Here is a 25163-nt window from a genome sequence, read left to right as displayed (position 1 = left end):
TTTTACATATTCTAGATTACAGTCTCAGTATATTACTTTCAGTCATAAATACAACCTTTTACATCGAATATTAGAAATATTAAATATATTCATTCACCTGGAGTTCTTCTCAGCTCGGTGATGATCTGTTTATATCTTTTTTCAGTTAAAGGATAAAAGGATATGATGATGATAGAGAGTAAAATAAATAGTCCCGGTATTAAAGCATTCATATGTTTAATCGCATTCAGTGACGTTACGGTTTGATCAGTATTCGCCACATATCCTGCGATTCCTAAATAGATCGCAGAAAACGAACCGGCCAGTGCAACACCTAACTTATTGATAAAACTCATGCTGGAAATCACCACTCCGTCGGCACGAACTCCTGTCTTCCATTCCGCATAATCAACACAATCGGCAACCATTCCCCAAGCAAGCGTATTTAAAGGGGTTGTAAAGAACCCTGAAGCAAATAGCCAGATGAAAATGAGCGTCACCGAAGAATACGCCGTAAAATGCAGACCTGCATACGAAATCAGTGACAAAGCGGCCGATATGATCATCACATTTTTCCTGCCCCACTTCTCAGAAAAGTATGGAATAAACAAGTTACTGATGAGGGCTGCGCCAAAAAATAAAACGGTTCCAAAGAACACCAATTCCTTATGATTCACGTTATACGTAAAGTAGTACACCATTGTACTGATTTTAATATTAAACCCGATTGCAAATGCTAAAAATGATGACGTTAGAATCAGCAAAGGTTTGTTTTGAAACAAAACAGATAACGTCTTTTTCATTCCCTGTTTCTTTGTTTTCTTAGGCGCAATCCGCTCACGCACAGTAAAGAAACTAAAGAGGTTCAAAGCGATGCTAACAATGGCATAGACGAGAGCTGTCATTTGAAACCCAAATGCCTGGTTCTCTCCTCCCAAAGCTGCTGCAAGCGGTGTCGCGCAGGAGATGGATAGAAGGATTCCGACATAAACCAAGATCATACGAGTTGTTGTTAATACCGTCCTTTCTTTTACAGAATTCGTCATCCTTCCCGTTAAGCTGTTCACCGGAATCGTTTGCATACTAAAGGACATGCCGAGCAGAATATAGGTAATATACGCATAGACGATGTTTCCCGTTGCTCCAAAGTGAGGAGTGGTGAAGCACAGGACAGTAAATAATGCGAAAGGAAATGCAACCCACAGCAGATAAGGCCTTGCCTTTCCCCACCTTGTGTTTGTTTTATCTAAGATAACCCCCATAATCGGGTCAAAAATAGCATCCAGCACCCGCACAACAAGAAATAATGTGGCGATGACCGCAGGCTGTATGCCGCCGATGTCCGTATAATAAAACAGCAGGTATGCGTTTACAAATTGAAACACAATATTATACGACATATCACCAAAGCCGTATCCGATTCGTTCAAGCCAGGACAAACCGGCACTGGATTTTGTTTGATGTTTCGCCTTCATTACCGTTGCTTTTTCTGTTTCGATCATCTTTCCCACCCCAAGAATCCGTTTTCATTATTGAGTACAAATCCAGTAAATAAGAGGGAGAATACGAGATTCTCCCTGTTCACTCAGCTATTCGGATAAACCATCACTTTTAAACATTCATTCTTAAATTGAAGCGCCCGCTCCATCGCCTCTTGCGTCTGTTCCAGCGAATATTGGTCCGTTACAAGATGCTTCGTGTCGACAATGCCTGAAGCGAGAAATTCGATTCCCTTCGGATACGTGTTGGCATAACGGAAGATCCCGTAAATATCAATCTCATTGTCCGCAATAAACGGCACATTAAGCGGGATCTCGTTCTGAGAAGGCAAACCAACAATCGCCAGTTTCCCGCCCCGGCGCACAGAAGCCAGTGCGGATTGCAGTGCCGCTGGATTCCCCGCTGTTTCCCAAGCAACATCAACGCCTCTATCATTCGTGATCGCTTTAATCTCTTCAAGCGCGTCCTGTTCACGGATATTAATAATATGAGTCGCTCCCATTTTTTTCGCAGCTTCTAACCGTAGCGGCTCTAAGTCGGTCACGATAATTGTGCTTGCCCCAAACGCTTTAGCTGCCGCAACAGCCATTAATCCAACAGGGCCCATCCCCATAATCGCAATCGTTGATCCGGGCTGAAGCTTCGTTCTCGCCGCTGCATGGATACCGACAGAAAACGGTTCAATCAAGGCAGCATCCTCATAAGTAAGTGAATCTGGAATAGAGAAAACAAAGTCCTGTCTGATTTTGATATATTGTACAAACGCGCCGTCTACCGGCGGTGTAGCCAAAAACTGTACATCCGGACAAAGGTTATAACGTCCTTCCTTGCACGCCTCACAGCGTCCGCACGTGACACCCGGCTCAACAGCCACGCGGTCACCTACTTTGAATTGTTCAACAGACGAGCCGACAGCCGCGATTTCTCCCGCGCACTCATGTCCGAGGATAAATGGCTTTTCCACTACATAATTGCCTATTCTGCCGTTTGTATAGTAATGCAGATCCGATCCGCAAATCCCGACAGCCATCACCTTAATCAGCACTTCATCCTGGCTGATGTCCGGCACAGGCAATGTTTCTATTCTGATTTCTCTAGTGTTATGCATAATAGCTGCTTTCATGGTTTTAGGTACTGTGTGAGTCATTACGGCAAATTCCTTTCTTTATGAACACTATTAACGGCATTTAAGCCGCTTCATCCAGAAATGTAAGTGCATACATTTTTGCATTTTCTGTTACTGCCCTCATTTTATCTGCTTTTCAACATGTTCAACAGCTTTTCATGCTGTATAAAAGGACAGCCGCACTGTACTTTTTGATTTTTCATATACAAAACAAGCAGGATTGATAAAATAGTACTAATAGGAGGTGCAGGTTTTATGGCTGAACTGGAAGATCGAAAACAATTTGCAGAATTGCTGGCACCTGGCGTAAAGTCATTAAAACTTCATCCAGATTATAAAGTCAGAAGAAATAAGAACGAAAAAACAGGACAGTCTTATTTAGACAACATTTCACACCAGCTGGGAGTTTCCCCAAACACGATTAAAAGCTGGATCGGACAGATGGGTGTGAACTATGTTCCCGGAAGAATTGAAGACGGAAAACTGTTCGGAATGATCTGGATCATTCTTGAAAAAACCGATATGAATATACAGTGGTTTTCCGACCTGCTTGAGACCACCACTATACCGGTAATCAAACCTGCACTGCCTGTATGGGCGGCCTCATGTCTTAAAAAAGCGAAAATAGTACGGCAGGACAATTCATTCGGAGCACCGCTTGATCAAGATATTGAAAAAACAGTCAAGCGTTTATTTCCTGATGTTCTCGACCATAAAACGAATGCGCTTACAGAACAGATCCCTTTGACACACAACTTACCGTCACGCTGGTCGGGTCACTTTATAGGACGAAGATTTGACATCGAGGCGATACGGCAATGGATGCTTTCCCCATCACCCGTCTGTTTGATTACCGGATGGGCAGGCATGGGGAAAACGACTACTGCTCTTGAGGCAGCCTATTCCTGTATCGGCGGCGATTCCTCAGATTGGCCGGCATTCAACAGCATCATCTGGCTCAGTGCTGATTGGAAGGGATTAAGCTTTAGTGATTTTTTAAATACGATTGCCTATCAGCTCGGTCGAACGGAACAAATCAATAAATCCATAAACGAAAAACGATTTGTCGTCCGCAATGCACTTGCTAATTATACTAGAGAAAAACCGGTCCTGCTGATCGTGGACAGCATAGACACTGCCGAAAGAGACATTCACGAATTTATCACCAGCCTGCCTCAAGGCGTGAAAGTTCTCCTCACAGCACGTGAAAACTTGAAGCAAACCTATCGGGAAGGCTTCGGTGAAATGGTAACCATCCAGCTGAGCGGACTTGAACAAACAGATGCCCTGGAATATTTTCATCAAGAAGTGAACCGCTGCCTGCAAATGTGCAACGATCCAACTAAACGAGAAAAGCTAGCGCAGCTGCTGGAACTATCCCCAGAACTGAAGAGTGGGTTCATTTCAGCAACAGCCGGAAACCCGAAAGCCATGGCACTCAGCATCGCCTATATGTCAGACGATGACATTCCCGCTCATCAGCTGATTCATGAGCTCGGAAAAGCAGGCTACTCACTATTAGATCTGTTTGATTTTCTATTTGGGCGCACATGGCACAGATGCAATGAAGACACCCTGAAGCTATGGCAGGTGCTATGCTTTTTCAGCAAGCCGCCAGATGAAAAAAGCCTGGCGGCAGCGGCCGGATTAGACGCTCGCCGTTTTCATTACGCAATTGAACAAATGCGATCTTTTGCTCTGATTCAGCCGGAACGAAGCGAAGGAAGGACACAATACTTAGCGCATCAAACTGTGGTCGCTTACGGAGAACAGCACTTGTCCGAAAATCAGAATTATGAAACAGAAGCCCGCAGCCGCTGGGCGCACTATTATATTCATTATGCGGAAACCCATTTAAAGCGGGAACAGCCCAACTCTATCTATTGGAGCTATCTCCTGGGACGTGATTTAGACCAAATCAAAAAAGAATGGCCAAACATCCTAAAGGTGATCAAATGGTCAAGCGAAACCGATCAAAAAGAAATTCTAATCGAACTCATCACCCGCATCAGCCATTTTCTAAGCAGAATCAACCTGCCCTTACGAATCGAATACGGCCGTAAAGCCGCCGATGCCGCCCATCAATTAGGCCAACACACACGAGAAGCCTTCTTCAGAATCGACACAGCGGGCTGGGCACTGATGGAAGTCAACGATTTAGACGGGGCTCTTCAGCAAATTGAAGCCGGCCTGAAAACGCTTGAACAATCAGACACTGAAGAGCAAGACGTTCACGATCTAAAGGTATGGGGACTCGCACTGCAATCAAGGCTGTTACTAAAAGGCGGAAGTGATGAAAAAGCGGAAGCGATTTTAACCGAAATCAAAGATAAACCGATTTCCCCTGCGATTCAGCACAGAGTTCTATTGGTTCGCGGAGATCTGAGCTTTGTGAAAGGTCATAATGAAGAAGCCATTCAATTATACGAAGCGGCAAATCAAATCAGCTCCATGTATGGGGGCGAAAAAACGGTAGAAGCCTATTTCAATTTGGGTGTGGCTTACGTGAAGTGTGGTCAGTTTGAGAAAGCGGAAGAAGCTTTTGAGCAAATGCTTTATGACAAACATAACGCGAATCAGGTTGAGTTGATCTATTATTATTATGGAATGGCTCAGCTGTTGTACCGTAAAGGAGAGAAAACGAAAGCGATGGATTCTAATCAGAAGGCGATTCGTCTGATTGATTCGTGGGAGCCTGCGATTGGGATTCGGGGAGAGGTGGAACAATTGGCAATGGTGATCAAAGAAAACGACTAGTACGTAGTTCTGTCAGGAATCTCACTCAGTTTCTTTATTATAAATAGAATAGGCCAACTGAAGTCGCAGTTGGCCTTTCGTTTCTTATTAATGTCTACAAATGTACTGAACGAGATTTTCCCGTATGTATTCTTTCTCGTATAAAGGAAAGCGTATCATTTGCCAGCTTTTTGCGGCAAAGAACAATGCTGGAATGACCACAATTATAGACATATCTTTTCGGTTTCCTCCAACTTTCCCATAAAGAATCTGCATCTTTTAAGTCAATATACTGATCATGTTTAGCAGAAATCAGCAGAATGTTATCTTTATTAACTTTCGGCAAGGCTTGACTAGGATCTGTGATATTCCAATATTTTATTAAATCTTCATAGGTCACACCATTTTGTTCTAATTCTTCTCTTATGAATTTACCTGGGATCGTGTTCCATATTGAATAAGAAAGGCGATTGGCATAAAAGATTGATACCACTACATCAATTTGGGATTCTAGGGTAGCAATTAGATTCGTAACCCATCCCCCTAAGCTTACTCCCATTATGATAACAGGCCCTTTTTTATTTGCTTTTATCCAGTGAATTAACGCTCGTAAATCTACAACGGCCTGTCTTGACGACTCAATTGTACGATCAATATTTGCACTAATCATCAACTCGCCATTATACAATGAATTTTCCGGTTCTCTTTCAAAATGGTATGGAAGAGAATAATAATACATGTTCCAGCCTAAATCGTTCATTATACGATTATGAAATATTTTTTTGATCCTATTGTACGAATCCATGCGCCAGCCATGTACAAAGATAACATTGGGTTGATCTATATCATTTTCATTTAAAAAAACCTCCCCTTTTAAAGTATCATTAACAGGATTCCCAGTTTGAATTAAGGATTCATAACGAAATGTTCCAACCCTATAATTTTTTTTAGATTCATTCAAGTCAATTGAAACATCGGCTATATTTGCACTGTAAAATTCCTCTCTATCATCTGCATCGGCTGTAAAAGCAACAGAAAATTGTTTATCTTTGCTTCTTTTTCTATGTAAATCATATAAAGCCAAGCGATCTATCATTTCTGAGAAATGCACGATTAAGTCCTCCTTGATAATCAAAAAAACGAATATTAGAGTTAATAATTGGATTGTCCTGTCTCCATAGAGTCGGAACGGATTTTATCAAGATGTTGGTGAAAGAATCTATCTCCATCGACAGTTTCTCTTTATACTTAACAAAAAAGACGAGTTCCTTATTGCAAGGAAAACATCGTCTTTTAGTAGCAATAAAAGCAGCAAAAATAGACATTTTAATAGGATTTCTCTTTGACAGTGCTTTCCCGGGGAAACCGTTTAAGAGTGTTGATGGCACTATTTATCTAGATAACTGGGTCTTTTTTTGTCGTATGAGAGTATACCAATATTGTCTCCTGTCTGCAATAGAGAGAAAGGGTCCAAAGGTTGGTTTCTGGCTACATCCCAAGAAATGCCTCGTGTTATTTTTCGAGAAGATGGAATTCAACTCACTTCTGGTTTTCAGCAGTCGAAGACGAGGTCCGTCCTGCGAGTCCTTAAAAAGCACAAAGTAAAAAATAAAGTCAAGATGCAAATAAAGCACGGATTGTATGATGAGAATTTTGTATTTTGATCGATTGAATAGTCCATATCGGAGTTATCTATCGTTTATCAAAACTATTGAAAATCGATATAAAACAGTGCTGAAAAAATCAAACCACAAAAAACAGAAAAAAAAGAAGCCTCTCACAAGTTCGGTGAACTCATGAGAAGCCTCAAAAATTTATAAATGGCATCAAAAGGGCATCAAAAATGACGTCCGTTACCGACAACCCCTTGTAAGTCAAGGGTTTTTTGTCGGTTTTACATCATGCCGCCCATACCGCCCATGCCGCCCATGTCAGGCATTCCTGCGCCGCCGGCATTTTCTTCCGGTTTGTCAGCGACAACAGCTTCAGTTGTTAAGAGCATTGCTGCTACAGAAGCTGCGTTTTGCAGTGCAGAACGTGTAACTTTTGTTGGGTCAACGATCCCTTTTTCAATCATGTTTACCCATTCGCCAGTTGCAGCGTTGAAGCCTACGCCGATTTCTTCGTTTTTGAGGCGCTCAACGATGACAGATCCTTCAAGACCAGCGTTGTGTGCGATTTGACGAATTGGCTCTTCAAGCGCGCGAAGCACGATGTTGATACCTGTTTGCGCATCACCTTCAGCTTCAACGGCAGCCACTTTGTTATATACGTTGACAAGCGCTGTACCACCGCCGGATACGATGCCTTCTTCAACAGCTGCGCGAGTTGAGTTCAGGGCGTCTTCGATGCGAAGTTTACGCTCTTTCAGCTCAGTTTCAGTCGCAGCGCCGACTTTGATGACAGCTACGCCGCCAGCAAGTTTAGCAAGACGCTCTTGTAATTTTTCTCTGTCGAACTCAGAAGTTGTTTCTTCCACTTGTGCGCGGATTTGAGTGACGCGTGCAGAAATTTTATCTGTTTCGCCAGCGCCTTCAACGATTGTTGTGTTTTCTTTTGTAACCACAACTTTAGAAGCGCGTCCCAATTGTCCGATTTCAGTAGATTTCAGGTCAAGGCCAAGATCTTCTGTGATGACTTCTCCGCCAGTAAGGACAGCGATGTCTTCAAGCATTGCTTTACGGCGGTCACCAAAGCCAGGAGCTTTAACAGCCACTGCGTTGAATGTGCCGCGAAGTTTGTTCACAACAAGTGTTGCAAGAGCTTCACCTTCAACATCCTCAGCGATTAGAAGCAATGGTTTGCCTTGCTGAACAACCTGCTCAAGCACAGGAAGGATTTCTTGAATGTTTGTGATTTTTTTGTCTGTGATTAAGATGTAAGGATTGTCAAGAACTGCTTCCATCTTATCAGAATCAGTTACCATGTAAGGAGACGCATATCCGCGGTCGAATTGCATACCTTCAACAACTTCAAGCTCAGTTGTGAAGCCTTTAGACTCTTCGATTGTGATAACGCCGTCGTTGCCTACGCGCTCCATTGCTTCAGCGATAAGGCTTCCGACTTCCTCATCAGCAGCAGAGATCGCAGCAACCTGAGCGATAGATTCTTTGCCTTCGATTGGCTTAGAAATTTCTTTCAGGTTCTCGATCGCAACGTTTACAGCTTGTTCCATACCTTTACGCACGCCTACAGGGTTAGCGCCTGCTGTTACGTTTTTAAGGCCTTCGCGGATCATTGCTTGCGCAAGAACTGTCGCAGTTGTTGTACCGTCACCGGCAACGTCGTTTGTTTTGCTGGCTACTTCAGCTACAAGCTTAGCACCCATGTTTTCAAACGCGTCTTCAAGTTCGATTTCTTTAGCGATTGTTACACCGTCATTTGTGATTAACGGAGAACCGAATTTTTTCTCTAGAACCACGTTGCGTCCTTTTGGTCCTAAAGTTACTTTTACAGCATCAGCAAGTGCATCAACACCGCGAAGCATTGCGCGGCGAGCTTCTTCACTAAACTTAATATCTTTTGCCATGTGTACGAAACCTCCTCGAATTTTTAAGTATTTGTTTATTTAAGAATTAGCCGATAACAGCTAAAATGTCGCTTTCACGTAAGATTAAGTATTCAGTACCTTCGTATTTCACTTCAGTACCTGCGTATTTTGAGAAGATAATGCGGTCGCCCTCTTTTACTTCTAAAGCAACGCGCTCTCCGCTTTCTAACACGCGACCTGAACCAGCTGCCACGATTTTGCCTTCTTGCGGCTTTTCTTTTGCAGAATCCGGTAACACAATTCCGCTGGCAGTTTTTTCTTCAGATTCTACGAGTTCAATGACAACGCGATCACCTAATGGCTTTAACAATGTAATAACCTCCTCAATAGTATGAATATGTAATTTTAGCACTCAGCACTAAAGAGTGCTAACACAACTCTTATAATAAAGAATCTGACTTCCAATTTCAAGTGATAAGATAAAAAATTTTTCACGCTTACATCATTCTTTTCAGCTCTGATATCCCTTGGTTTTTTCACCCCCGTTCAATTATGTTACAATAGCTGTAGACAAAAGAAACCCACTTAACAAAGGAGTACATACCATTTGAGAAAACAGTATTGGTTTATTATTTTGACATATATCATCATGCAGTTTTCAGCAGTAATCGGGATTCCCTTGTTATTTAAATTCGGTTATGCGGGAGGACAGCCCACAAAAGAAAATCTGCTGCACGCGCAGGGATTATGGTCCGTCATCAGTTTTATTGCCTGTCTGATTGTTGTATTGCTCATTCTCAGAACTGTGCCTAAAACTACGTTGCGAAACGAAAAGAAAGACTCTGTCGGACTATCGATCCTTTGGGCGATAGCCGGTTTTTTCATAGCCCTTTTCTCTCAAGGAATAGCCGGTTCTATTGAATATTATGTATTTGGCATCGGAAGAGAATCAGAAAATACAAAAGCCATCCTGGATGTGATTCAGGCAGTCCCGCTTATGATTATCGTTTCTTCTATCATCGGGCCAATATTAGAAGAAATCATCTTCAGAAAAATCATTTTCGGCGCGCTGTACGAAAAAACGAATTTCTTTATTGCCGGACTGATCAGCTCCATTATTTTCGGAATTGTTCATGCCGATTTGACGCACCTTCTGCTGTATACAGCAATGGGCTTTACCTTTGCATTTTTATATGCGAGAACCAAACGGATTTGGGTGCCGATTTTCGCCCATGTAATGATGAATACATTCGTCGTCATTATGCAGCTTGAGCCTGTTCAGAAATACCTTGAACAGCAAAGCACACAAATGCAATTGATTATTGGAGGATTACTTTCATGAGAAACCCGATAGTGTGGGGAATGATCTACTTTGCCGTAGGGTGCATCTTTACTTATCTCGCCGCAAGCTCACCAGGCAGCATGTGGTCATTTTACTCCATCCTGCTGATGGTGTTCGCTGCATACAACATCAGCATTTCTTTTAAGATGTTCGCCTTTTCATTTAAAACAAAGAAAAACCAGAAATAAAGAAAATCCATTTCTCTTCTATGAGAAATGGATTTTTTTATGATGGTTAAGAAGAAACGTCATGATCGGCAGCACTGCTTTTCTGCGCTTTCCGATAGGCAGCCTTCGATATTAAAATACTGATTTCATACAAAATCAAGAGCGGAACAGTCACCATCATATGAGACAAAAGCTCAGGTGGTGTAATCAGAGCAGCAATCACAAGCAGCGTAAAGTACGCATACTTTCTGATTTTCGTTAAAAACATCGGTGTCACAATTCCAAGCCTTGTCAAAAACATAAGGATGACCGGCATTTGAAACAATAGTCCAAACGGAATCGTCAGCTGCAGAAGAAAATGAAAATATTCATTAATTCCGATTACCTGAGTGACATTCAAATCTTGAGAGATCCGTTTCATAAAATCGACAACAAAAGGAAATAAAATATAATAGGAAAAAGATAAACCCGCTAAAAACAGCAAAATAGAGATCGGAATGTAGCTGAGCGTTACTTTGCGTTCCCTTTCATAGAGACCCGGGCTCACAAAAGCCCAAAGCTGGTAAAGAATAACCGGCGAAGTCAGGACAATCCCGATGATAAACGCAAACTGCATAAACACATAAAGCGGGTCTGTCAGATTAAACGCATTGAGCGTGAGCTCCTTCGCTTCATCCGTTTCTTGCAAATACACTATAATCGGCTTCGCTAAAAAAAATCCCGCGATAAAGAAAACGACAAACGCCAGCGCCACAACCAGCAATCGTTTTCGAAGCTCCGCAATATGCTCCAGCAGCGACATTTGATTCACTTTCATTTGTGTCATCCTAACTTACTGATTCTCTTTCTTTTTTTCCTCATCATCACTCGCTAATCCTTTAGTAGCGTTTTTGAATTCACGAAGTGTGTCTCCAGCCGCTTTTCCCAACTCAGGCAGCTTTTTGGGACCAAAGATAATCAGAGCAACGATTGCGATAACAGCAAGGCTTCCAGGACCGATCGGCATATTTGGGCTCCTCCTTTCCGGTTACTCGATTTCCTCTAAAACAGAATAATGCTTCAAGAAATAAACCAGTGACTGAAGCTCTACAGCTAAATCTATATGATGAATTCGAATGTGTTCCGGCACATTCAAACGGGCCGGCGTAAAATTAAGAATACCCTTAATCCCTAACGCAACCAATCTGTCGGTAATCGATTGGGCCGCAACTGCGGGCACTGTAAGAATGGCAACTGATTCGCCTTTTACATGTTTTTCAAGATCATCTAGGTTAAAGACGGGCACACCGCCTACCTCAGTTCCTATTTTACTCTCATTTATATCAAAAGCCATAGAAATTTTCGTGTTATTATTTTTTGTGAAATTATAGTGAAGAAATGCTGTTCCTAAATTCCCGACACCAATCAAGATAACGTCTGTCATTTCATCCTGATCAAGTGTTTTTCGGAAAAATGACAGCAAATAATCAACATTATATCCGTATCCTTTTTTGCCAAGAGCTCCAAAATAGGAAAAATCCCTGCGAATCGTGGCAGAATCAACCTTTACGGCATCACTGAGTTCAGCAGATGATACACGCTGTTTTCCTGACGCATGCAGATTCTTTAAAAAGCGATAATAAAGCGGCAGCCGTTTTGCCGTCGCCTGCGGAATTTTTGATTGATCCTTATTCATTTTTGGTCCTCCAAATTATACTCGGATAGTTCTCTTTTAAAGTCACCGTTTTTCCCGCCTGTCTTTTCCAGCAAGCAGGTAGGGCCGATGACCATCCCCTTATCAAGCGCCTTGCACATATCGTAAACAGTAAGGGCACACACCGATGCAGAAGTTAGCGCTTCCATTTCCACACCTGTACTCCCTTTCGTTTTGACCTGTGCTTTTATATGAAGTATAACTTCTGTTTCTTTTATTTTCCAGTCAAACGAAATATCGACCCCGCTCAAGGATAGCGGATGGCACATCGGAATGATATTTGATGTTTGCTTTGCAGCCATAATGCCCGCCACCTGAGCGACAGCAAGTACATCTCCTTTGCCGATATCATGGCTTTTTATTTTCTCGTACACTTCACTCTTCATGTGTACGCTTGATACAGCCGCCGCAGTACGGACAGTCGAAGATTTTTCGCTGATATCCACCATCTGGGCTCTGCCCTGTTCATTAAAATGAGAAAATCCATTCATAGTAAAAACTCTCCTTAAACAGATCATACACTATTTTCTTCTCTATGTCTTATCCGGCCAATGTATTGTTTGCTGAGTTCTGGTTCATAAGCTACACTTAACTTATTATAGCAGAGGTGAAATAATATGATGATCTTACAAATTAATCAGCTTTCCAAATCATTTGGTGCTGATACTATTTTAAACAATATAAAGCTGGAAGTCAGAAACCGTGATCGCGTCGCAATTGTCGGAAGAAACGGCGCGGGGAAATCTACACTCCTTAAAATTATCGCAGGTCACCTTTCATATGAAAAGGGTGAAGTTATCAAGCCGAAAGATATCACAATGGGCTACTTAGCCCAGCATACCGGCTTGGATTCTAAGCTTACCATAAAAGAAGAGCTGCTGACTGTTTTTGATCACTTAAAAGCAATGGAAAAAGAAATGCGCACCATAGAAGAAAAAATGGCGGCAGCTGATCCAGGTGAACTGGAAAGCATCATGAAAACCTACGACCGCCTTCAGCAGGAATTTAAAGATAAAGGCGGCTATCAATATGAAGCAGATGTCAGATCTGTGCTGCACGGTCTCGGCTTCAGCCATTTTGACGATTCAACGCAGGTGCAAAGCCTGAGCGGTGGTCAGAAAACAAGACTGGCCTTGGGTAAGCTTTTGTTAACACAGCCTGACCTTCTCATTCTAGATGAGCCGACCAACCATCTGGACATTAATACGCTGACCTGGCTTGAACATTATTTGCAAGGCTATTCAGGCGCCATTCTGATTGTTTCTCACGACCGCTACTTTTTGGATAAAGTGGTGAATCAGGTGTACGAGGTATCTAGATCAGAAAGCAAAAAGTATCACGGCAACTACAGCGCTTATCTCGATCAGAAAGCTGCCCAATATGAAAAGGATCTTAAGCTGTATGAAAAACAGCAGGATGAAATCGCTAAGCTGCAGGACTTTGTAGACCGAAATCTGGCGAGAGCCTCAACGACAAAAAGAGCACAAAGCCGGCGGAAACAGCTTGAACGGATGGACGTCATGTCAAAACCGCTCGGCGACGAAAAATCAGCAAATTTTCATTTTGATATTACAAAACAGAGCGGGAACGAGGTCCTGCGGGTTCAGGATCTGACCATCAGCTATGAAAACCAGCCGCCGCTTCTGACAGATGTTTCGTTTAGGCTGACAAGAGGAGAAAGCGCCGCTCTTGTAGGTCCCAACGGAATCGGAAAATCAACCTTGCTGAAAACATTAATAAACACACTGAAGCCGGATCAGGGAACAATAGCGTACGGCTCAAATGTCAGTATCGGTTACTATGACCAGGAACAAGCTGAGCTGACCTCCTCTAAACGCGTCATTGATGAGCTGTGGGACGAGTATCCGGAGCTTCAAGAGAAAGAAATCAGAACGTGCCTCGGAAATTTCTTATTCTCCGGGGATGATGTGCTTAAACCCGTCCATTCCCTAAGCGGGGGCGAAAAAGCAAGAGTGGCCCTGGCCAAGCTGATGCTGCAAAAAGCTAACTTTCTCATTCTTGATGAGCCGACAAACCATCTTGATTTAGACAGCAAAGAAGTTCTCGAGAACGCCTTGATCGATTATCCGGGTACATTGTTATTTGTCTCACATGACAGATATTTTATTAACAGAATCGCAACAAGGGTATACGAGCTTTCTCCAAACCATATTGAGGAATACCTCGGCGATTACGATTATTATACAGAGAAAAAAACACAGCAGCTAGAATTGGAGAAAATGAAACAGCAAGAGGAAACTGAAAAAGCAACGGCTGCACAGAAATCCGACTCTAAACGTTCATACGAGGAAGAAAAAGAATGGAAAAAGAAAGAACGCCAACGACTCAGACGCATAGAAGAAATTGAAACGACAGTTCAGACCATAGAAGAAAACATCAGCCACAATGATGAATTACTTTGTGATCCGGAAGTATATCAGAACCACGAAAAGGTACAAGCCATCCACGCTGACAACGAGAAACTTAATCAAGAATTGGAAAACCTATTATCAGAATGGGAAGAACTATCCACAGAAGAAGATTAAAAAAGTCAAGCACCTCTTTTTTAGAGGTGCTTTTTATCCACAGTAAATACCCTTATAAGCAAACGAAGAAAGCGATTTATACACAATATCCACAAAATATTCTGAATTTACCCACTTTATTAACAGCCTCTCAACCCCTTTATCCATCTATATCTCCATAATGACTAACAGATATGTGGATAAATTGAGAATTATCTGTTAATAACAATAAAAAAGCCTCACGTCATTATGTCGTGAGACCTTGATAAGAAGTCAGTTCAAGACCAGGCTGGCCATTCATATCATATGATCCGCGAATCCCTTTTTCAAAAGCAATAGTACCGGCCGCAGCAATCATTGCAGCATTATCTGTACATAAGGATAGCGGAGGAATGATGAGCGCTGTCCCCTCATGCTGGGAGAATTCCTTCTGTAACGCCGCTCTGAGCCCTCTGTTTGCAGCAACTCCGCCGGCTAAAAGAACCTGTTTGACACCATATTCTTTTGCAGCGCGTGCCGTTTTTGTCACTAAGACATCAATGACGCTATTCTGAAAACTGGCAGAAAGATCTTCCGGCGCAATGACCTGTCCTTTTTGAGCCGCGTTATGAAGCGTATTGATCACAGCGGATTTCAGCCCGCTGAAGCTGAAATGATAAGAACCTTCTTCAAGCCATGCGCGAGGCAGAGGAATAGTGTCATTCCCTGATTCCGCAAGCTTGTCAATCTGCGGTCCGCCTGGATACGGGAGCCCCATCGTTCTTGCCACTTTGTCATAAGCTTCCCCTGCTGCGTCATCGAGTGTTTCCCCGATCACTTCAAATGAACCATGTTCTTTCATATAAACCAATTCCGTATGGCCGCCGGAAACGACCAATGCAAGCGCTGGAAAAACGATCTCTTCTACCAGGCGGTTTGCGTATATATGGCCCGCTATATGATGGACTCCAACTAACGGAATATGATGCGCAAAGCTCAATGCTTTAGCGGCGTTTACCCCGATTAGCAGTGCTCCCACCAATCCCGGGCCTTCAGTAACTGCAATCGCATCTATATCACGATATGTCATGTCTGCTTTACGGAAAGCCTCTTCGATCACTAAAGTGATTTGCTCCACATGATGTCTTGATGCAATTTCCGGCACAACCCCACCGAATCGTTTATGGCTTTCAATTTGAGAGGCCACAACGTTCGAGACGATTTCTGTTCCGTTTTTTACAATCGCTGCTGCCGTTTCATCGCAGCTCGTTTCGATTCCTAATATATAAAGATCTTTTTGCTCATTCATTTATCGTCACCCACATAATTAACGCATCTTCCCCGTTATCAGTATAATAGTTCTTCCTTATTCCGCCGGGCTGCATCCCGAACTTTTTATATAAGCTTTGAGCAGGGTGATTGGAAACCCTCACTTCAAGCGAAAGCCGCCTCGCCTCTTTTTCTTTACAAAGCTCGAGAGCTGAACGAAAAAGTGCTTCTCCTAAAGACTGGCCCCTATACTCTGGTTTAATCGCTATATTTGTGATTTGGGCGTCGTCCATCACAATCCAAATTCCGCAATAACCCGCGATACAATCGTCCTTTTCAATCACGAGATAGTGGGCATATGGATTTTCAAGCAATTCATGATAAAACGAGTCCTTCGTCCAGGGAGACGTAAAGGAGGATGTTTCAATATCGTATACGTGATCAACATCATTAAGCTGCATTTTTCTGACTGCTGCTTTTGTTTTCATCCTATCACCCTACTTTTGACTTTCAATCCATTTCGCTTCTGCTTCTGCAAGCCTTAAATAATCCGGCACAAGCCCGTGAATATCAACAGCTTCCCTATCCGCACCTGCGTAAGCCAATTCTGAAGGGCGGGGATTATGCTGAGCCGCAGGCCCTATGACTCCTTTTGTTCCTAATACATCCAGTATCGTCTCCTTGTGTATGGATGTATCATGACCTAAAAACAAAACAGGGCGATCCTTCTCTTTTAGCATCTCCAGCCACTCTGTCAGCATCACGTTTTGATCCGGAACAGCCTGCTCTAAAAGCCCGTTTTTATATTCATAAAGACCTGTATACACCTGTCCGCGTCTCGCATCAAATATAGGGCTGATCAGACCATCAAAGTGACGTCCATTTGCCGCCAGCGCTTCAAGACTTGATACAGCAGAAATCGGAATGTTTAAAGACCATGCAAGTGTTTTGGCAATTGTTACACCGATTCTCACCCCTGTGTACGAGCCTGGACCTTTTGCAACAACAATTTTAGAAAGATCCTGCGGGGTTAGATCACAATCATTCAGCAAAGAATGAACAGCAGGCATCGCCCTTACAGAATGATTCTTTTTTAAATAAGTGATGTATTCTGCTATGACAGTGTTGTCCCGAAGCAGCGCTATGCCTAAAGTATAATTCGATGTATCAATCGCTAATATTGTCATGTCTACTTATCTCCTCACAAAGCATTTCATACCGATTCCCCACCGCTGTAAAGACGATCTCTCTTTCATCATCACCAGCTCTTTTAATGACAATTTGCAGTCGCTCCTGCGGAAGCTGCTCTTCAATTAAATGTGCCCACTCCACTAAGCAGACACCTTGTCCGTGAAAATATTCATCAAGTCCCAAGTCTTCACTCTCGTCTTCCATTCTGTATACATCCATATGATAAAGAGGAAGTGAACCATCGTTATATTCTTTTATGATTGTAAATGTCGGACTGTTTACAACACGTGTAATTCCGAGTCCTTCAGCAAAACCTTTTGTAAAGGTTGTTTTTCCAGCTCCTAAATCGCCCTCTAATGTCAGGACGTCCCCAGGCTTTGAAAACGATGCAGTCAGCTTCGCAATCGCTTTTGTTTCTTCAGGATTTTCAGTTCTCCATTTTAATTGCTTCACACGAGTCACCCGTCTTATTTAAAATGATTATATCCTTTTTTCTCTAAAGTCATTGTTTCTTCTTCTGTCTTTAATATGACATTGGATTCTGTCTTTTCCCGGACACATCCAATCTTTTTAATTGGCAGTTGAAGTCTGCAGCACTCCTGCTCTAACACATCCCAGTCTTCCTTTGAGATCGTCCCAGTCAGTTCAAAATCCTCTCCGCCAAACAAAGCCCATTCCTTCCATTTGGAATTCAGCTTAGGCAAGTCTGGATGAACTGGAAGTAGGCTCTCGTCAATTTCTATTGAAACGGAGCTGGATTCTGCAATTTCATGCAGTTCACTTGCCAATCCGTCACTAATATCATTAAGAGCCACACGCTGAGCGTTCGAGCATAGTCTGCCAACACTCACTCTTGGCTGAGGCCGCTTATGCCTATTGATAAAGTAATTTGTTTCAAATGATGTTTCCGGATGGGAAGACTCTTTTAGCAGCAATGAAAGTCCAGCGGCAGAAGAACCGATTTCACCAGTGACAAAGACAATATCATTCGGCTTTGCCAAACTGCGCAAACAGGCACGTCCCTTTTCAACTTCCCCAATCACAGTCACTGTGACGACTAGTTTATCGGAAGTAGAAACTGTATCACCGCCAATCAGATCCATACAATATAGTTTCGCCAGTTCATTCATTCCTTCATACATTGCTTTGATTTCTGATTCCGTCCATTTTAAAGGCACTGCAAGAGACACTAAATAAAACTTAGGGATACCTCCCATAGCGGCAATATCACTTATATTTATGGCTAACGCCTTATAACCAATGTCCTCCGGCGAAGAATAGCTCAATTTAAAATGCACGTCCTCAACCATTGTATCGACACATACAATTTCCTGCACACCGTTTTTCGCTGTGTAAAGAGCGGCATCGTCTCCAATTCCTACATCAACGGAAGAATGGTGAATGGTTCGAGGAGTAATACTATTAATTAAATCAAACTCATCCATTAACCAAACCTCCTTTTGGTCTGACCATGTTTTATATGTACTGTATCTAGTGTATCGGATTCTGCTGAAATATCCAAGATGTTGCTGATATAAAGAAAGCTTGGTTATCATACCAAGCAAAAGACGCAATAAAAGAAAACACAAAAAAAAACGAAAACATGATCGTTTCGTTTACAATAAATGGCGGTCCGGACGGGACTCGAACCCGCGACCTCCTGCGTGACAGGCAGGCATTCTAACCAACTGAACTACCGGACCATTTTAATTTGGTTGCACCCTTTGGGCAGTCCTTATTTAAAAGGATAGATTTTTTTGGTTGCGGGGGCAGGATTTGAACCTGCGACCTTCGGGTTATGAGCCCGACGAGCTACCGAACTGCTCCACCCCGCGATGATATAATTAAGATAAAACAGCTTGGCGGCGTCCTACTCTCACAGGGGGAAACCCCCGACTACCATCGGCGCTGAAGAGCTTAACTTCCGTGTTCGGCATGGGAACGGGTGTGACCTCTTCGCTATCGCCACCAAACAATTGAGAGTGTTCTCTCAAAACTAGATAACAGATGTGACATCATTAGAAATTAGGTTAAGTCCTCGATCGATTAGTATCTGTCAGCTCCATGTGTCGCCACACTTCCACCTCAGACCTATCAACCTGATCATCTTTCAGGGATCTTACTTCCTTGCGGAATGGGAAATCTCATCTTGAGGGGGGCTTCATGCTTAGATGCTTTCAGCACTTATCCCGTCCGCACATAGCTACCCAGCGATGCCCTTGGCAGAACAACTGGTACACCAGCGGTGCGTCCATCCCGGTCCTCTCGTACTAAGGACAGCTCCTCTCAAATTTCCTGCGCCCGCGACGGATAGGGACCGAACTGTCTCACGACGTTCTGAACCCAGCTCGCGTACCGCTTTAATGGGCGAACAGCCCAACCCTTGGGACCGACTACAGCCCCAGGATGCGATGAGCCGACATCGAGGTGCCAAACCTCCCCGTCGATGTGGACTCTTGGGGGAGATAAGCCTGTTATCCCCGGGGTAGCTTTTATCCGTTGAGCGATGGCCCTTCCATGCGGAACCACCGGATCACTAAGCCCGACTTTCGTCCCTGCTCGACTTGTAGGTCTCGCAGTCAAGCTCCCTTGTGCCTTTACACTCTGCGAATGATTTCCAACCATTCTGAGGGAACCTTTGGGCGCCTCCGTTACCTTTTAGGAGGCGACCGCCCCAGTCAAACTGCCCACCTGACACTGTCTCCCCGCCCGATAAGGGCGGTGGGTTAGAAGGTCAATACAGCCAGGGTAGTATCCCACCGATGCCTCCACCGAAGCTGGCGCTCCGCTTTCCAAGGCTCCTACCTATCCTGTACAAGCTGTACCAACATTCAATATCAGGCTGCAGTAAAGCTCCACGGGGTCTTTCCGTCCTGTCGCGGGTAACCTGCATCTTCACAGGTACTATAATTTCACCGAGTCTCTCGTTGAGACAGTGCCCAGATCGTTGCGCCTTTCGTGCGGGTCGGAACTTACCCGACAAGGAATTTCGCTACCTTAGGACCGTTATAGTTACGGCCGCCGTTTACTGGGGCTTCAATTCGCACCTTCGCTTACGCTAAGCGCTCCTCTTAACCTTCCAGCACCGGGCAGGCGTCAGCCCCTATACTTCGCCTTACGGCTTCGCAGAGACCTGTGTTTTTGCTAAACAGTCGCCTGGGCCTATTCACTGCGGCTCTCTCGGGCTTGCACCCTAACAGAGCACCCCTTCTCCCGAAGTTACGGGGTCATTTTGCCGAGTTCCTTAACGAGAGTTCTCTCGATCACCTTAGGATTCTCTCCTCGCCTACCTGTGTCGGTTTGCGGTACGGGCACCTCTCACCTCGCTAGAGGCTTTTCTTGGCAGTGTGGAATCAGGAACTTCGCTACTAAATTTCGCTCGCCATCACAGCTCAGCCTTATGGGAAACGGATTTGCCTATTTCCCAGCCTAACTGCTTGGACGCGGATATCCAATACCGCGCTTACCCTATCCTCCTGCGTCCCCCCATTGCTCAAATGGTGAGGAGGTGGTACAGGAATATCAACCTGTTGTCCATCGCCTACGCCTTTCGGCCTCGGCTTAGGTCCCGACTAACCCTGAGCGGACGAGCCTTCCTCAGGAAACCTTAGGCATTCGGTGGAGGGGATTCTCACCCCTCTTTCGCTACTCATACCGGCATTCTCACTTCTAAGCGCTCCACCAGTCCTTCCGGTCTGGCTTCACAGCCCTTAGAACGCTCTCCTACCACTGTTCGAAGAACAGTCCGCAGCTTCGGTGATACGTTTAGCCCCGGTACATTTTCGGCGCAGAGTCACTCGACCAGTGAGCTATTACGCACTCTTTAAATGGTGGCTGCTTCTAAGCCAACATCCTGGTTGTCTAAGCAACTCCACATCCTTTTCCACTTAACGTATACTTTGGGACCTTAGCTGGCGGTCTGGGCTGTTTCCCTTTCGACTACGGATCTTATCACTCGCAGTCTGACTCCCAAGGATAAGTCATTGGCATTCGGAGTTTGACTGAATTCGGTAACCCGGTAGGGGCCCCTAGTCCAATCAGTGCTCTACCTCCAAGACTCTTACCTTGAGGCTAGCCCTAAAGCTATTTCGGAGAGAACCAGCTATCTCCAGGTTCGATTGGCATTTCACCCCTACCCACACCTCATCCCCGCACTTTTCAACGTGCGTGGGTTCGGGCCTCCATTCAGTGTTACCTGAACTTCACCCTGGACATGGGTAGATCACCTGGTTTCGGGTCTACGACCACGTACTCATGCGCCCTATTCAGACTCGCTTTCGCTGCGGCTCCGCATCTTCTGCTTAACCTTGCACGGGATCGTAACTCGCCGGTTCATTCTACAAAAGGCACGCCATCACCCGTTAACGGGCTCTGACTACTTGTAGGCACACGGTTTCAGGATCTCTTTCACTCCCCTTCCGGGGTGCTTTTCACCTTTCCCTCACGGTACTGGTTCACTATCGGTCACTAGGGAGTATTTAGCCTTGGGAGATGGTCCTCCCGGATTCCGACGGAATTTCACGTGTTCCGCCGTACTCAGGATCCACTCTGGAGAGAACGAAGTTTTGACTACAGGGCTGTTACCTTCTATGGCGGGCCTTTCCAGACCTCTTCATCTACCTCGTTCCTTTGTAACTCCGTATAGAGTGTCCTACAACCCCAAGAGGCAAGCCTCTTGGTTTGGGCTAATCCCGTTTCGCTCGCCGCTACTCAGGGAATCGCATTTGCTTTCTCTTCCTCCGGGTACTTAGATGTTTCAGTTCCCCGGGTCTGCCTTCTCATATCCTATGAATTCAGATATGGATACCACTCCATTACGAGTGGTGGGTTTCCCCATTCGGAAATCTCCGGATCAAAGCTTGCTTACAGCTCCCCGAAGCATATCGGTGTTCGTCCCGTCCTTCATCGGCTCCTAGTGCCAAGGCATCCACCGTGCGCCCTTTCTAACTTAACCGTTAAAAAGAATCACTATGTGATATCTTGTGTTACTAATTGAATGTGATGTCTACTGTTATCTAGTTTTCAAAGAACACGTTTCGAAGGAATGATCCTTCAAAACTAAACAAGACAGGGAACGTTCTGTTTATAAGACCCAAGGTCTTATATTCCGTAAATATCCTTAGAAAGGAGGTGATCCAGCCGCACCTTCCGATACGGCTACCTTGTTACGACTTCACCCCAATCATCTGTCCCACCTTCGGCGGCTGGCTCCATAAAGGTTACCTCACCGACTTCGGGTGTTACAAACTCTCGTGGTGTGACGGGCGGTGTGTACAAGGCCCGGGAACGTATTCACCGCGGCATGCTGATCCGCGATTACTAGCGATTCCAGCTTCACGCAGTCGAGTTGCAGACTGCGATCCGAACTGAGAACAGATTTGTGGGATTGGCTTAACCTCGCGGTTTCGCTGCCCTTTGTTCTGTCCATTGTAGCACGTGTGTAGCCCAGGTCATAAGGGGCATGATGATTTGACGTCATCCCCACCTTCCTCCGGTTTGTCACCGGCAGTCACCTTAGAGTGCCCAACTGAATGCTGGCAACTAAGATCAAGGGTTGCGCTCGTTGCGGGACTTAACCCAACATCTCACGACACGAGCTGACGACAACCATGCACCACCTGTCACTCTGCCCCGAAGGGGACGTCCTATCTCTAGGATTGTCAGAGGATGTCAAGACCTGGTAAGGTTCTTCGCGTTGCTTCGAATTAAACCACATGCTCCACCGCTTGTGCGGGCCCCCGTCAATTCCTTTGAGTTTCAGTCTTGCGACCGTACTCCCCAGGCGGAGTGCTTAATGCGTTAGCTGCAGCACTAAGGGGCGGAAACCCCCTAACACTTAGCACTCATCGTTTACGGCGTGGACTACCAGGGTATCTAATCCTGTTCGCTCCCCACGCTTTCGCTCCTCAGCGTCAGTTACAGACCAGAGAGTCGCCTTCGCCACTGGTGTTCCTCCACATCTCTACGCATTTCACCGCTACACGTGGAATTCCACTCTCCTCTTCTGCACTCAAGTTCCCCAGTTTCCAATGACCCTCCCCGGTTGAGCCGGGGGCTTTCACATCAGACTTAAGGAACCGCCTGCGAGCCCTTTACGCCCAATAATTCCGGACAACGCTTGCCACCTACGTATTACCGCGGCTGCTGGCACGTAGTTAGCCGTGGCTTTCTGGTTAGGTACCGTCAAGGTACCGCCCTATTTGAACGGTACTTGTTCTTCCCTAACAACAGAGCTTTACGATCCGAAAACCTTCATCACTCACGCGGCGTTGCTCCGTCAGACTTTCGTCCATTGCGGAAGATTCCCTACTGCTGCCTCCCGTAGGAGTCTGGGCCGTGTCTCAGTCCCAGTGTGGCCGATCACCCTCTCAGGTCGGCTACGCATCGTTGCCTTGGTGAGCCGTTACCTCACCAACTAGCTAATGCGCCGCGGGTCCATCTGTAAGTGGTAGCCGAAGCCACCTTTTATGTTTGAACCATGCGGTTCAAACAAGCATCCGGTATTAGCCCCGGTTTCCCGGAGTTATCCCAGTCTTACAGGCAGGTTACCCACGTGTTACTCACCCGTCCGCCGCTAACATCAGGGAGCAAGCTCCCATCTGTTCGCTCGACTTGCATGTATTAGGCACGCCGCCAGCGTTCGTCCTGAGCCAGGATCAAACTCTCCGATAAAGTAGTTTGACTGACTACGCACATCGCTGTGCGATTTTATAATAAAACTTGAATTAACAGGTACGTTTTGTCTTGTTTAGTTTTCAAAGATCATTCAATAAATAATGGAGCGGGTGATGAGAATCGAACTCACGACATCAGCTTGGAAGGCTGAGGTTTTACCACTAAACTACACCCGCGTGTATATTATATTGGCGCGCCCGAGAGGAGTCGAACCCCTAACCTTTTGATCCGTAGTCAAACGCTCTATCCAATTGAGCTACGGGCGCTTATCGAGCGACTTAACTATCATACTATTAATTGATATTAAAGTCAAGATGTTTTTTCGAATGCTTTTTTTAAAATCTTTTTGATTCGACTTTATCTATTATACACATTCTGAAGTGTTTGTAAACACCTTCGAAAAACTTTTTTGTTTTTCATTTTTTTGTGCTGTTCATCAGCGACATTTAATACTATACCATGTGTTTTTTCATTGGTCAACACTTTTTCTATATTTTTATTTGGATTTTCTCATTTTCTTTTCCGCTGTTTGTTAGTCCGTATATTTTATCTGATTGAACAGATGATATAAAAACAAAATAATATAGAAAAGAGGCATGTTATGTTTTACTACAAAGAAGAATTGATCAATATCATTAAACCCGATAAGCCAGATCCGGCCGCAGCTAAAGTACTGCAGGAAATATTAGGCGGACATTATGGAGAAATGCGTACAATGATGCAATATTTCTTTCAAAGCTCCAATTTCAGAGGAAAGCAGAAACAATATCGTGATTTGCTGCGCGGTATCTTCTTAGAAGAAATTGCCCATGTAGAGCTTGTGCAAAATACAATCAATGCTTTGTTGGATGAATCAGGCGGTGCTGGTGTCGGCAGCCAGGGTATAGATCACGCTCCCCTTGATGAAGCAGTTAAACATGCTAACCCCCATCATTACATTATTGGCGCACAGAGTTCACTCCCGGTTGATGCGGGCGGCAATCCTTGGAACGCCTCCTGGGTGTATAATCACGGAAACTTAATCACTGACCTGTTGGATAACTTGTTGCTTGAGTCTACTGGTGTTCTCCAAAAAACAAGAATTTATGAAATGAGCTCTAATCAGACGTTCCGGGAAACTCTCGCTTTTCTTATTGTACGTGACAATGCTCACCAAAATGCTTTCGCTAAAGCGCTTGAGACTTTGGGCGTTGACTGGGCTAAGCTTTTTCCTGTTCCGAATTACGACATTAATAAATACCCAGAGTGCAGAAAGTATGTTGATTTGGGCTACCATAATGTACAGTTTAACTTCAGATTAGATGAAACAAGAATTGCAGAGATCTTCCAAGGAAAATCTCCAAGCAGAAATGGCGGCGAGCTGCAAGTAACCGAACCTCCTGCTGGATTCCCTGTTCCGGTTCTTCCAGAAATGCCGAATGAACATAGTCCCGGCTTAGGGGATATGAACGCTTGATGAGCAAAAGGTTCTCAAGGATATCCTTGAGAACC

The 25163-nt window shown here is 44.5% G+C and carries 19 protein-coding genes, 4 tRNA genes, 3 rRNA genes and 1 pseudogene; 5 read left to right on the top strand and 22 right to left on the bottom strand.

The features are described 5' to 3' along the window. Positions 1-89: 89 nt before the first annotated feature. Positions 90-1481, bottom strand: coding sequence for a glycoside-pentoside-hexuronide (GPH):cation symporter (locus HC660_RS03425; RefSeq protein WP_168747082.1), 1392 nt, complete (start codon positions 1479-1481; stop codon positions 90-92). Between the two features lie 83 nt (positions 1482-1564). After that, positions 1565-2626, bottom strand: a complete 1062-nt coding sequence (gene gutB / locus HC660_RS03420) for a sorbitol dehydrogenase (protein WP_168747081.1) — start codon at positions 2624-2626, stop codon at positions 1565-1567. Positions 2627-2860: 234 nt separating this feature from the next. Here gutB and HC660_RS03415 point away from each other — a divergent pair, with 234 nt between their 5' ends. Then, positions 2861-5362 carry an ATP-binding protein gene (locus HC660_RS03415; RefSeq protein WP_168747080.1) on the top strand — a complete coding sequence of 834 codons (2502 nt, stop codon included), beginning with the start codon at positions 2861-2863 and terminating at the stop codon, positions 5360-5362. A gap of 94 nt (positions 5363-5456) precedes the next feature. Here the strand turns inward: HC660_RS03415 and HC660_RS20980 are convergent, their stop codons facing one another. The 4 genes and pseudogenes from HC660_RS20980 to groES all read right to left on the bottom strand — a co-directional run bounded on the left by HC660_RS20980 (position 5457) and on the right by groES (position 9201). After that, entirely contained in the window at positions 5457-6080 is a 624-nt protein-coding gene (locus HC660_RS20980) for an alpha/beta hydrolase family protein (protein WP_244956496.1), read from the bottom strand. A 210-nt stretch (positions 6081-6290) separates the two neighbouring features. Beyond that, positions 6291-6577, bottom strand: a pseudogene (locus HC660_RS20975) (abhydrolase domain-containing 18); the annotation flags it as partial. 658 nt (positions 6578-7235) lie between these two features. After that, positions 7236-8870 carry a chaperonin GroEL gene (groL, locus tag HC660_RS03405; protein WP_010333214.1) on the bottom strand — a complete coding sequence of 545 codons (1635 nt, stop codon included), beginning with the start codon at positions 8868-8870 and terminating at the stop codon, positions 7236-7238. Between the two features lie 46 nt (positions 8871-8916). After that, complete coding sequence (groES, locus tag HC660_RS03400) at positions 8917-9201, bottom strand: co-chaperone GroES (protein WP_003155970.1); 285 nt, start codon at positions 9199-9201, stop codon at positions 8917-8919. 237 nt (positions 9202-9438) lie between these two features. Between groES and HC660_RS03395 the strand changes: the two genes are divergently transcribed. Together HC660_RS03395 and HC660_RS03390 are read left to right on the top strand one after the other, a co-directional pair. Then, positions 9439-10173, top strand: a complete 735-nt coding sequence (locus HC660_RS03395) for a CPBP family intramembrane glutamic endopeptidase (protein WP_010333213.1) — start codon at positions 9439-9441, stop codon at positions 10171-10173. Then, complete coding sequence (locus tag HC660_RS03390) at positions 10170-10361, top strand: YdiK family protein (protein ID WP_010333212.1); 192 nt, start codon at positions 10170-10172, stop codon at positions 10359-10361. The genes HC660_RS03395 and HC660_RS03390 overlap by 4 nt, the downstream gene beginning before the upstream one ends. Before the next feature lie 46 nt (positions 10362-10407). On the opposite strand, the gene tatC is transcribed toward HC660_RS03390, so the two are convergent. Genes tatC through moaC form a run of 4 tightly spaced genes read right to left on the bottom strand, consistent with a single transcriptional unit; the run spans position 10408 to position 12524 of the window. Further along, the gene (gene tatC / locus HC660_RS03385; protein WP_081720752.1) at positions 10408-11166 is read right to left on the bottom strand and encodes a sec-independent protein translocase protein TatCy; all 759 of its coding nucleotides are present in this window, start codon (positions 11164-11166) and stop codon (positions 10408-10410) included. Between the two features lie 6 nt (positions 11167-11172). Further along, complete coding sequence (gene tatAY / locus HC660_RS03380) at positions 11173-11346, bottom strand: sec-independent protein translocase protein TatAY (RefSeq protein ID WP_010333210.1); 174 nt, start codon at positions 11344-11346, stop codon at positions 11173-11175. A 21-nt stretch (positions 11347-11367) separates the two neighbouring features. Then, positions 11368-12015: a redox-sensing transcriptional repressor Rex gene (locus tag HC660_RS03375; RefSeq protein WP_010333209.1), complete on the bottom strand. Its 648-nt coding sequence runs from the start codon at positions 12013-12015 to the stop codon at positions 11368-11370. After that, the gene (gene moaC, locus HC660_RS03370) at positions 12012-12524 is read right to left on the bottom strand and encodes a cyclic pyranopterin monophosphate synthase MoaC (protein WP_010333208.1); all 513 of its coding nucleotides are present in this window, start codon (positions 12522-12524) and stop codon (positions 12012-12014) included. Before moaC ends, HC660_RS03375 begins: the two co-directional genes overlap by 4 nt. 126 nt (positions 12525-12650) lie before the next feature. On the opposite strand from moaC, the gene HC660_RS03365 reads away from it, so the two are divergent. Further along, positions 12651-14579: an ABC-F family ATP-binding cassette domain-containing protein gene (locus tag HC660_RS03365; protein WP_168747078.1), complete on the top strand. Its 1929-nt coding sequence runs from the start codon at positions 12651-12653 to the stop codon at positions 14577-14579. Positions 14580-14805: 226 nt separating this feature from the next. Here HC660_RS03365 and tsaD read toward each other — a convergent pair whose 3' ends face one another. From tsaD to HC660_RS03305, 12 genes are all read right to left on the bottom strand, one after another. Continuing rightward, a complete protein-coding gene (gene tsaD / locus HC660_RS03360) occupies positions 14806-15846 on the bottom strand; it encodes a tRNA (adenosine(37)-N6)-threonylcarbamoyltransferase complex transferase subunit TsaD (protein ID WP_168747077.1) in 1041 nt (346 codons plus the stop codon). After that, positions 15839-16294: a ribosomal protein S18-alanine N-acetyltransferase gene (gene rimI / locus HC660_RS03355; RefSeq protein ID WP_010333205.1), complete on the bottom strand. Its 456-nt coding sequence runs from the start codon at positions 16292-16294 to the stop codon at positions 15839-15841. Before rimI ends, tsaD begins: the two co-directional genes overlap by 8 nt. Positions 16295-16303: 9 nt before the next feature. Next, positions 16304-16993: a tRNA (adenosine(37)-N6)-threonylcarbamoyltransferase complex dimerization subunit type 1 TsaB gene (tsaB, locus tag HC660_RS03350; RefSeq protein ID WP_010333204.1), complete on the bottom strand. Its 690-nt coding sequence runs from the start codon at positions 16991-16993 to the stop codon at positions 16304-16306. After that, complete coding sequence (gene tsaE, locus HC660_RS03345; protein WP_168747076.1) at positions 16974-17450, bottom strand: tRNA (adenosine(37)-N6)-threonylcarbamoyltransferase complex ATPase subunit type 1 TsaE; 477 nt, start codon at positions 17448-17450, stop codon at positions 16974-16976. Before tsaE ends, tsaB begins: the two co-directional genes overlap by 20 nt. Positions 17451-17464: 14 nt before the next feature. After that, positions 17465-18442, bottom strand: a complete 978-nt coding sequence (thiL, locus tag HC660_RS03340; RefSeq protein WP_168747075.1) for a thiamine-phosphate kinase — start codon at positions 18440-18442, stop codon at positions 17465-17467. A 181-nt stretch (positions 18443-18623) separates the two neighbouring features. Continuing rightward, a tRNA-Asp gene (locus HC660_RS03335) sits at positions 18624-18700 on the bottom strand. A gap of 55 nt (positions 18701-18755) precedes the next feature. Further along, positions 18756-18832: transfer RNA gene (locus tag HC660_RS03330), tRNA-Met, on the bottom strand. A 22-nt stretch (positions 18833-18854) separates the two neighbouring features. Then, positions 18855-18970 (bottom strand): 5S ribosomal RNA (rrf, locus tag HC660_RS03325). 53 nt (positions 18971-19023) lie between these two features. Then, positions 19024-21951 (bottom strand): 23S ribosomal RNA (locus HC660_RS03320). A gap of 169 nt (positions 21952-22120) precedes the next feature. Continuing rightward, positions 22121-23669: ribosomal RNA gene (locus HC660_RS03315) — 16S ribosomal RNA — on the bottom strand. Together the 16S, 23S and 5S rRNA genes with 4 tRNA genes alongside form the textbook arrangement of a ribosomal RNA operon. A gap of 105 nt (positions 23670-23774) precedes the next feature. After that, positions 23775-23848, bottom strand: a tRNA-Gly gene (locus HC660_RS03310). 13 nt (positions 23849-23861) lie between these two features. Further along, positions 23862-23938: transfer RNA gene (locus HC660_RS03305), tRNA-Arg, on the bottom strand. 335 nt (positions 23939-24273) lie between these two features. On the opposite strand from HC660_RS03305, the gene HC660_RS03300 reads away from it, so the two are divergent. Then, positions 24274-25128 carry a manganese catalase family protein gene (locus tag HC660_RS03300; protein WP_168747074.1) on the top strand — a complete coding sequence of 285 codons (855 nt, stop codon included), beginning with the start codon at positions 24274-24276 and terminating at the stop codon, positions 25126-25128. Positions 25129-25163: the final 35 nt, after the last annotated feature.

This window comes from Bacillus mojavensis (assembly GCF_012648005.1).
Taxonomy (GTDB): Bacteria; Bacillota; Bacilli; order Bacillales; family Bacillaceae; genus Bacillus; species Bacillus mojavensis.
Note: the sequence above shows the minus strand (reverse complement) of the source record. Positions and strands in the feature narration are given on the sequence as shown.

What these genes read in the sequence shown, in the direction of transcription:
- HC660_RS03425 (WP_168747082.1), bottom strand. Translation starts at nt 1,481, where the DNA reads ATGATCGAAACAGAAAAAGCAACGGTAATGAAGGCGAAACATCAAACA.
- gutB (WP_168747081.1), bottom strand. Translation starts at nt 2,626, where the DNA reads ATGACTCACACAGTACCTAAAACCATGAAAGCAGCTATTATGCATAAC.
- HC660_RS03415 (WP_168747080.1), top strand. Translation starts at nt 2,861, where the DNA reads ATGGCTGAACTGGAAGATCGAAAACAATTTGCAGAATTGCTGGCACCT.
- HC660_RS20980 (WP_244956496.1), bottom strand. Translation starts at nt 6,080, where the DNA reads ATGTATTATTATTCTCTTCCATACCATTTTGAAAGAGAACCGGAAAAT.
- groL (WP_010333214.1), bottom strand. Translation starts at nt 8,870, where the DNA reads ATGGCAAAAGATATTAAGTTTAGTGAAGAAGCTCGCCGCGCAATGCTT.
- HC660_RS03390 (WP_010333212.1), top strand. Translation starts at nt 10,170, where the DNA reads ATGAGAAACCCGATAGTGTGGGGAATGATCTACTTTGCCGTAGGGTGC.
- tatC (WP_081720752.1), bottom strand. Translation starts at nt 11,166, where the DNA reads ATGACACAAATGAAAGTGAATCAAATGTCGCTGCTGGAGCATATTGCG.
- tatAY (WP_010333210.1), bottom strand. Translation starts at nt 11,346, where the DNA reads ATGCCGATCGGTCCTGGAAGCCTTGCTGTTATCGCAATCGTTGCTCTG.
- HC660_RS03375 (WP_010333209.1), bottom strand. Translation starts at nt 12,015, where the DNA reads ATGAATAAGGATCAATCAAAAATTCCGCAGGCGACGGCAAAACGGCTG.
- moaC (WP_010333208.1), bottom strand. Translation starts at nt 12,524, where the DNA reads ATGAATGGATTTTCTCATTTTAATGAACAGGGCAGAGCCCAGATGGTG.
- HC660_RS03365 (WP_168747078.1), top strand. Translation starts at nt 12,651, where the DNA reads ATGATGATCTTACAAATTAATCAGCTTTCCAAATCATTTGGTGCTGAT.
- tsaD (WP_168747077.1), bottom strand. Translation starts at nt 15,846, where the DNA reads ATGAATGAGCAAAAAGATCTTTATATATTAGGAATCGAAACGAGCTGC.
- rimI (WP_010333205.1), bottom strand. Translation starts at nt 16,294, where the DNA reads ATGAAAACAAAAGCAGCAGTCAGAAAAATGCAGCTTAATGATGTTGAT.
- tsaB (WP_010333204.1), bottom strand. Translation starts at nt 16,993, where the DNA reads ATGACAATATTAGCGATTGATACATCGAATTATACTTTAGGCATAGCG.
- thiL (WP_168747075.1), bottom strand. Translation starts at nt 18,442, where the DNA reads ATGGATGAGTTTGATTTAATTAATAGTATTACTCCTCGAACCATTCAC.
- HC660_RS03300 (WP_168747074.1), top strand. Translation starts at nt 24,274, where the DNA reads ATGTTTTACTACAAAGAAGAATTGATCAATATCATTAAACCCGATAAG.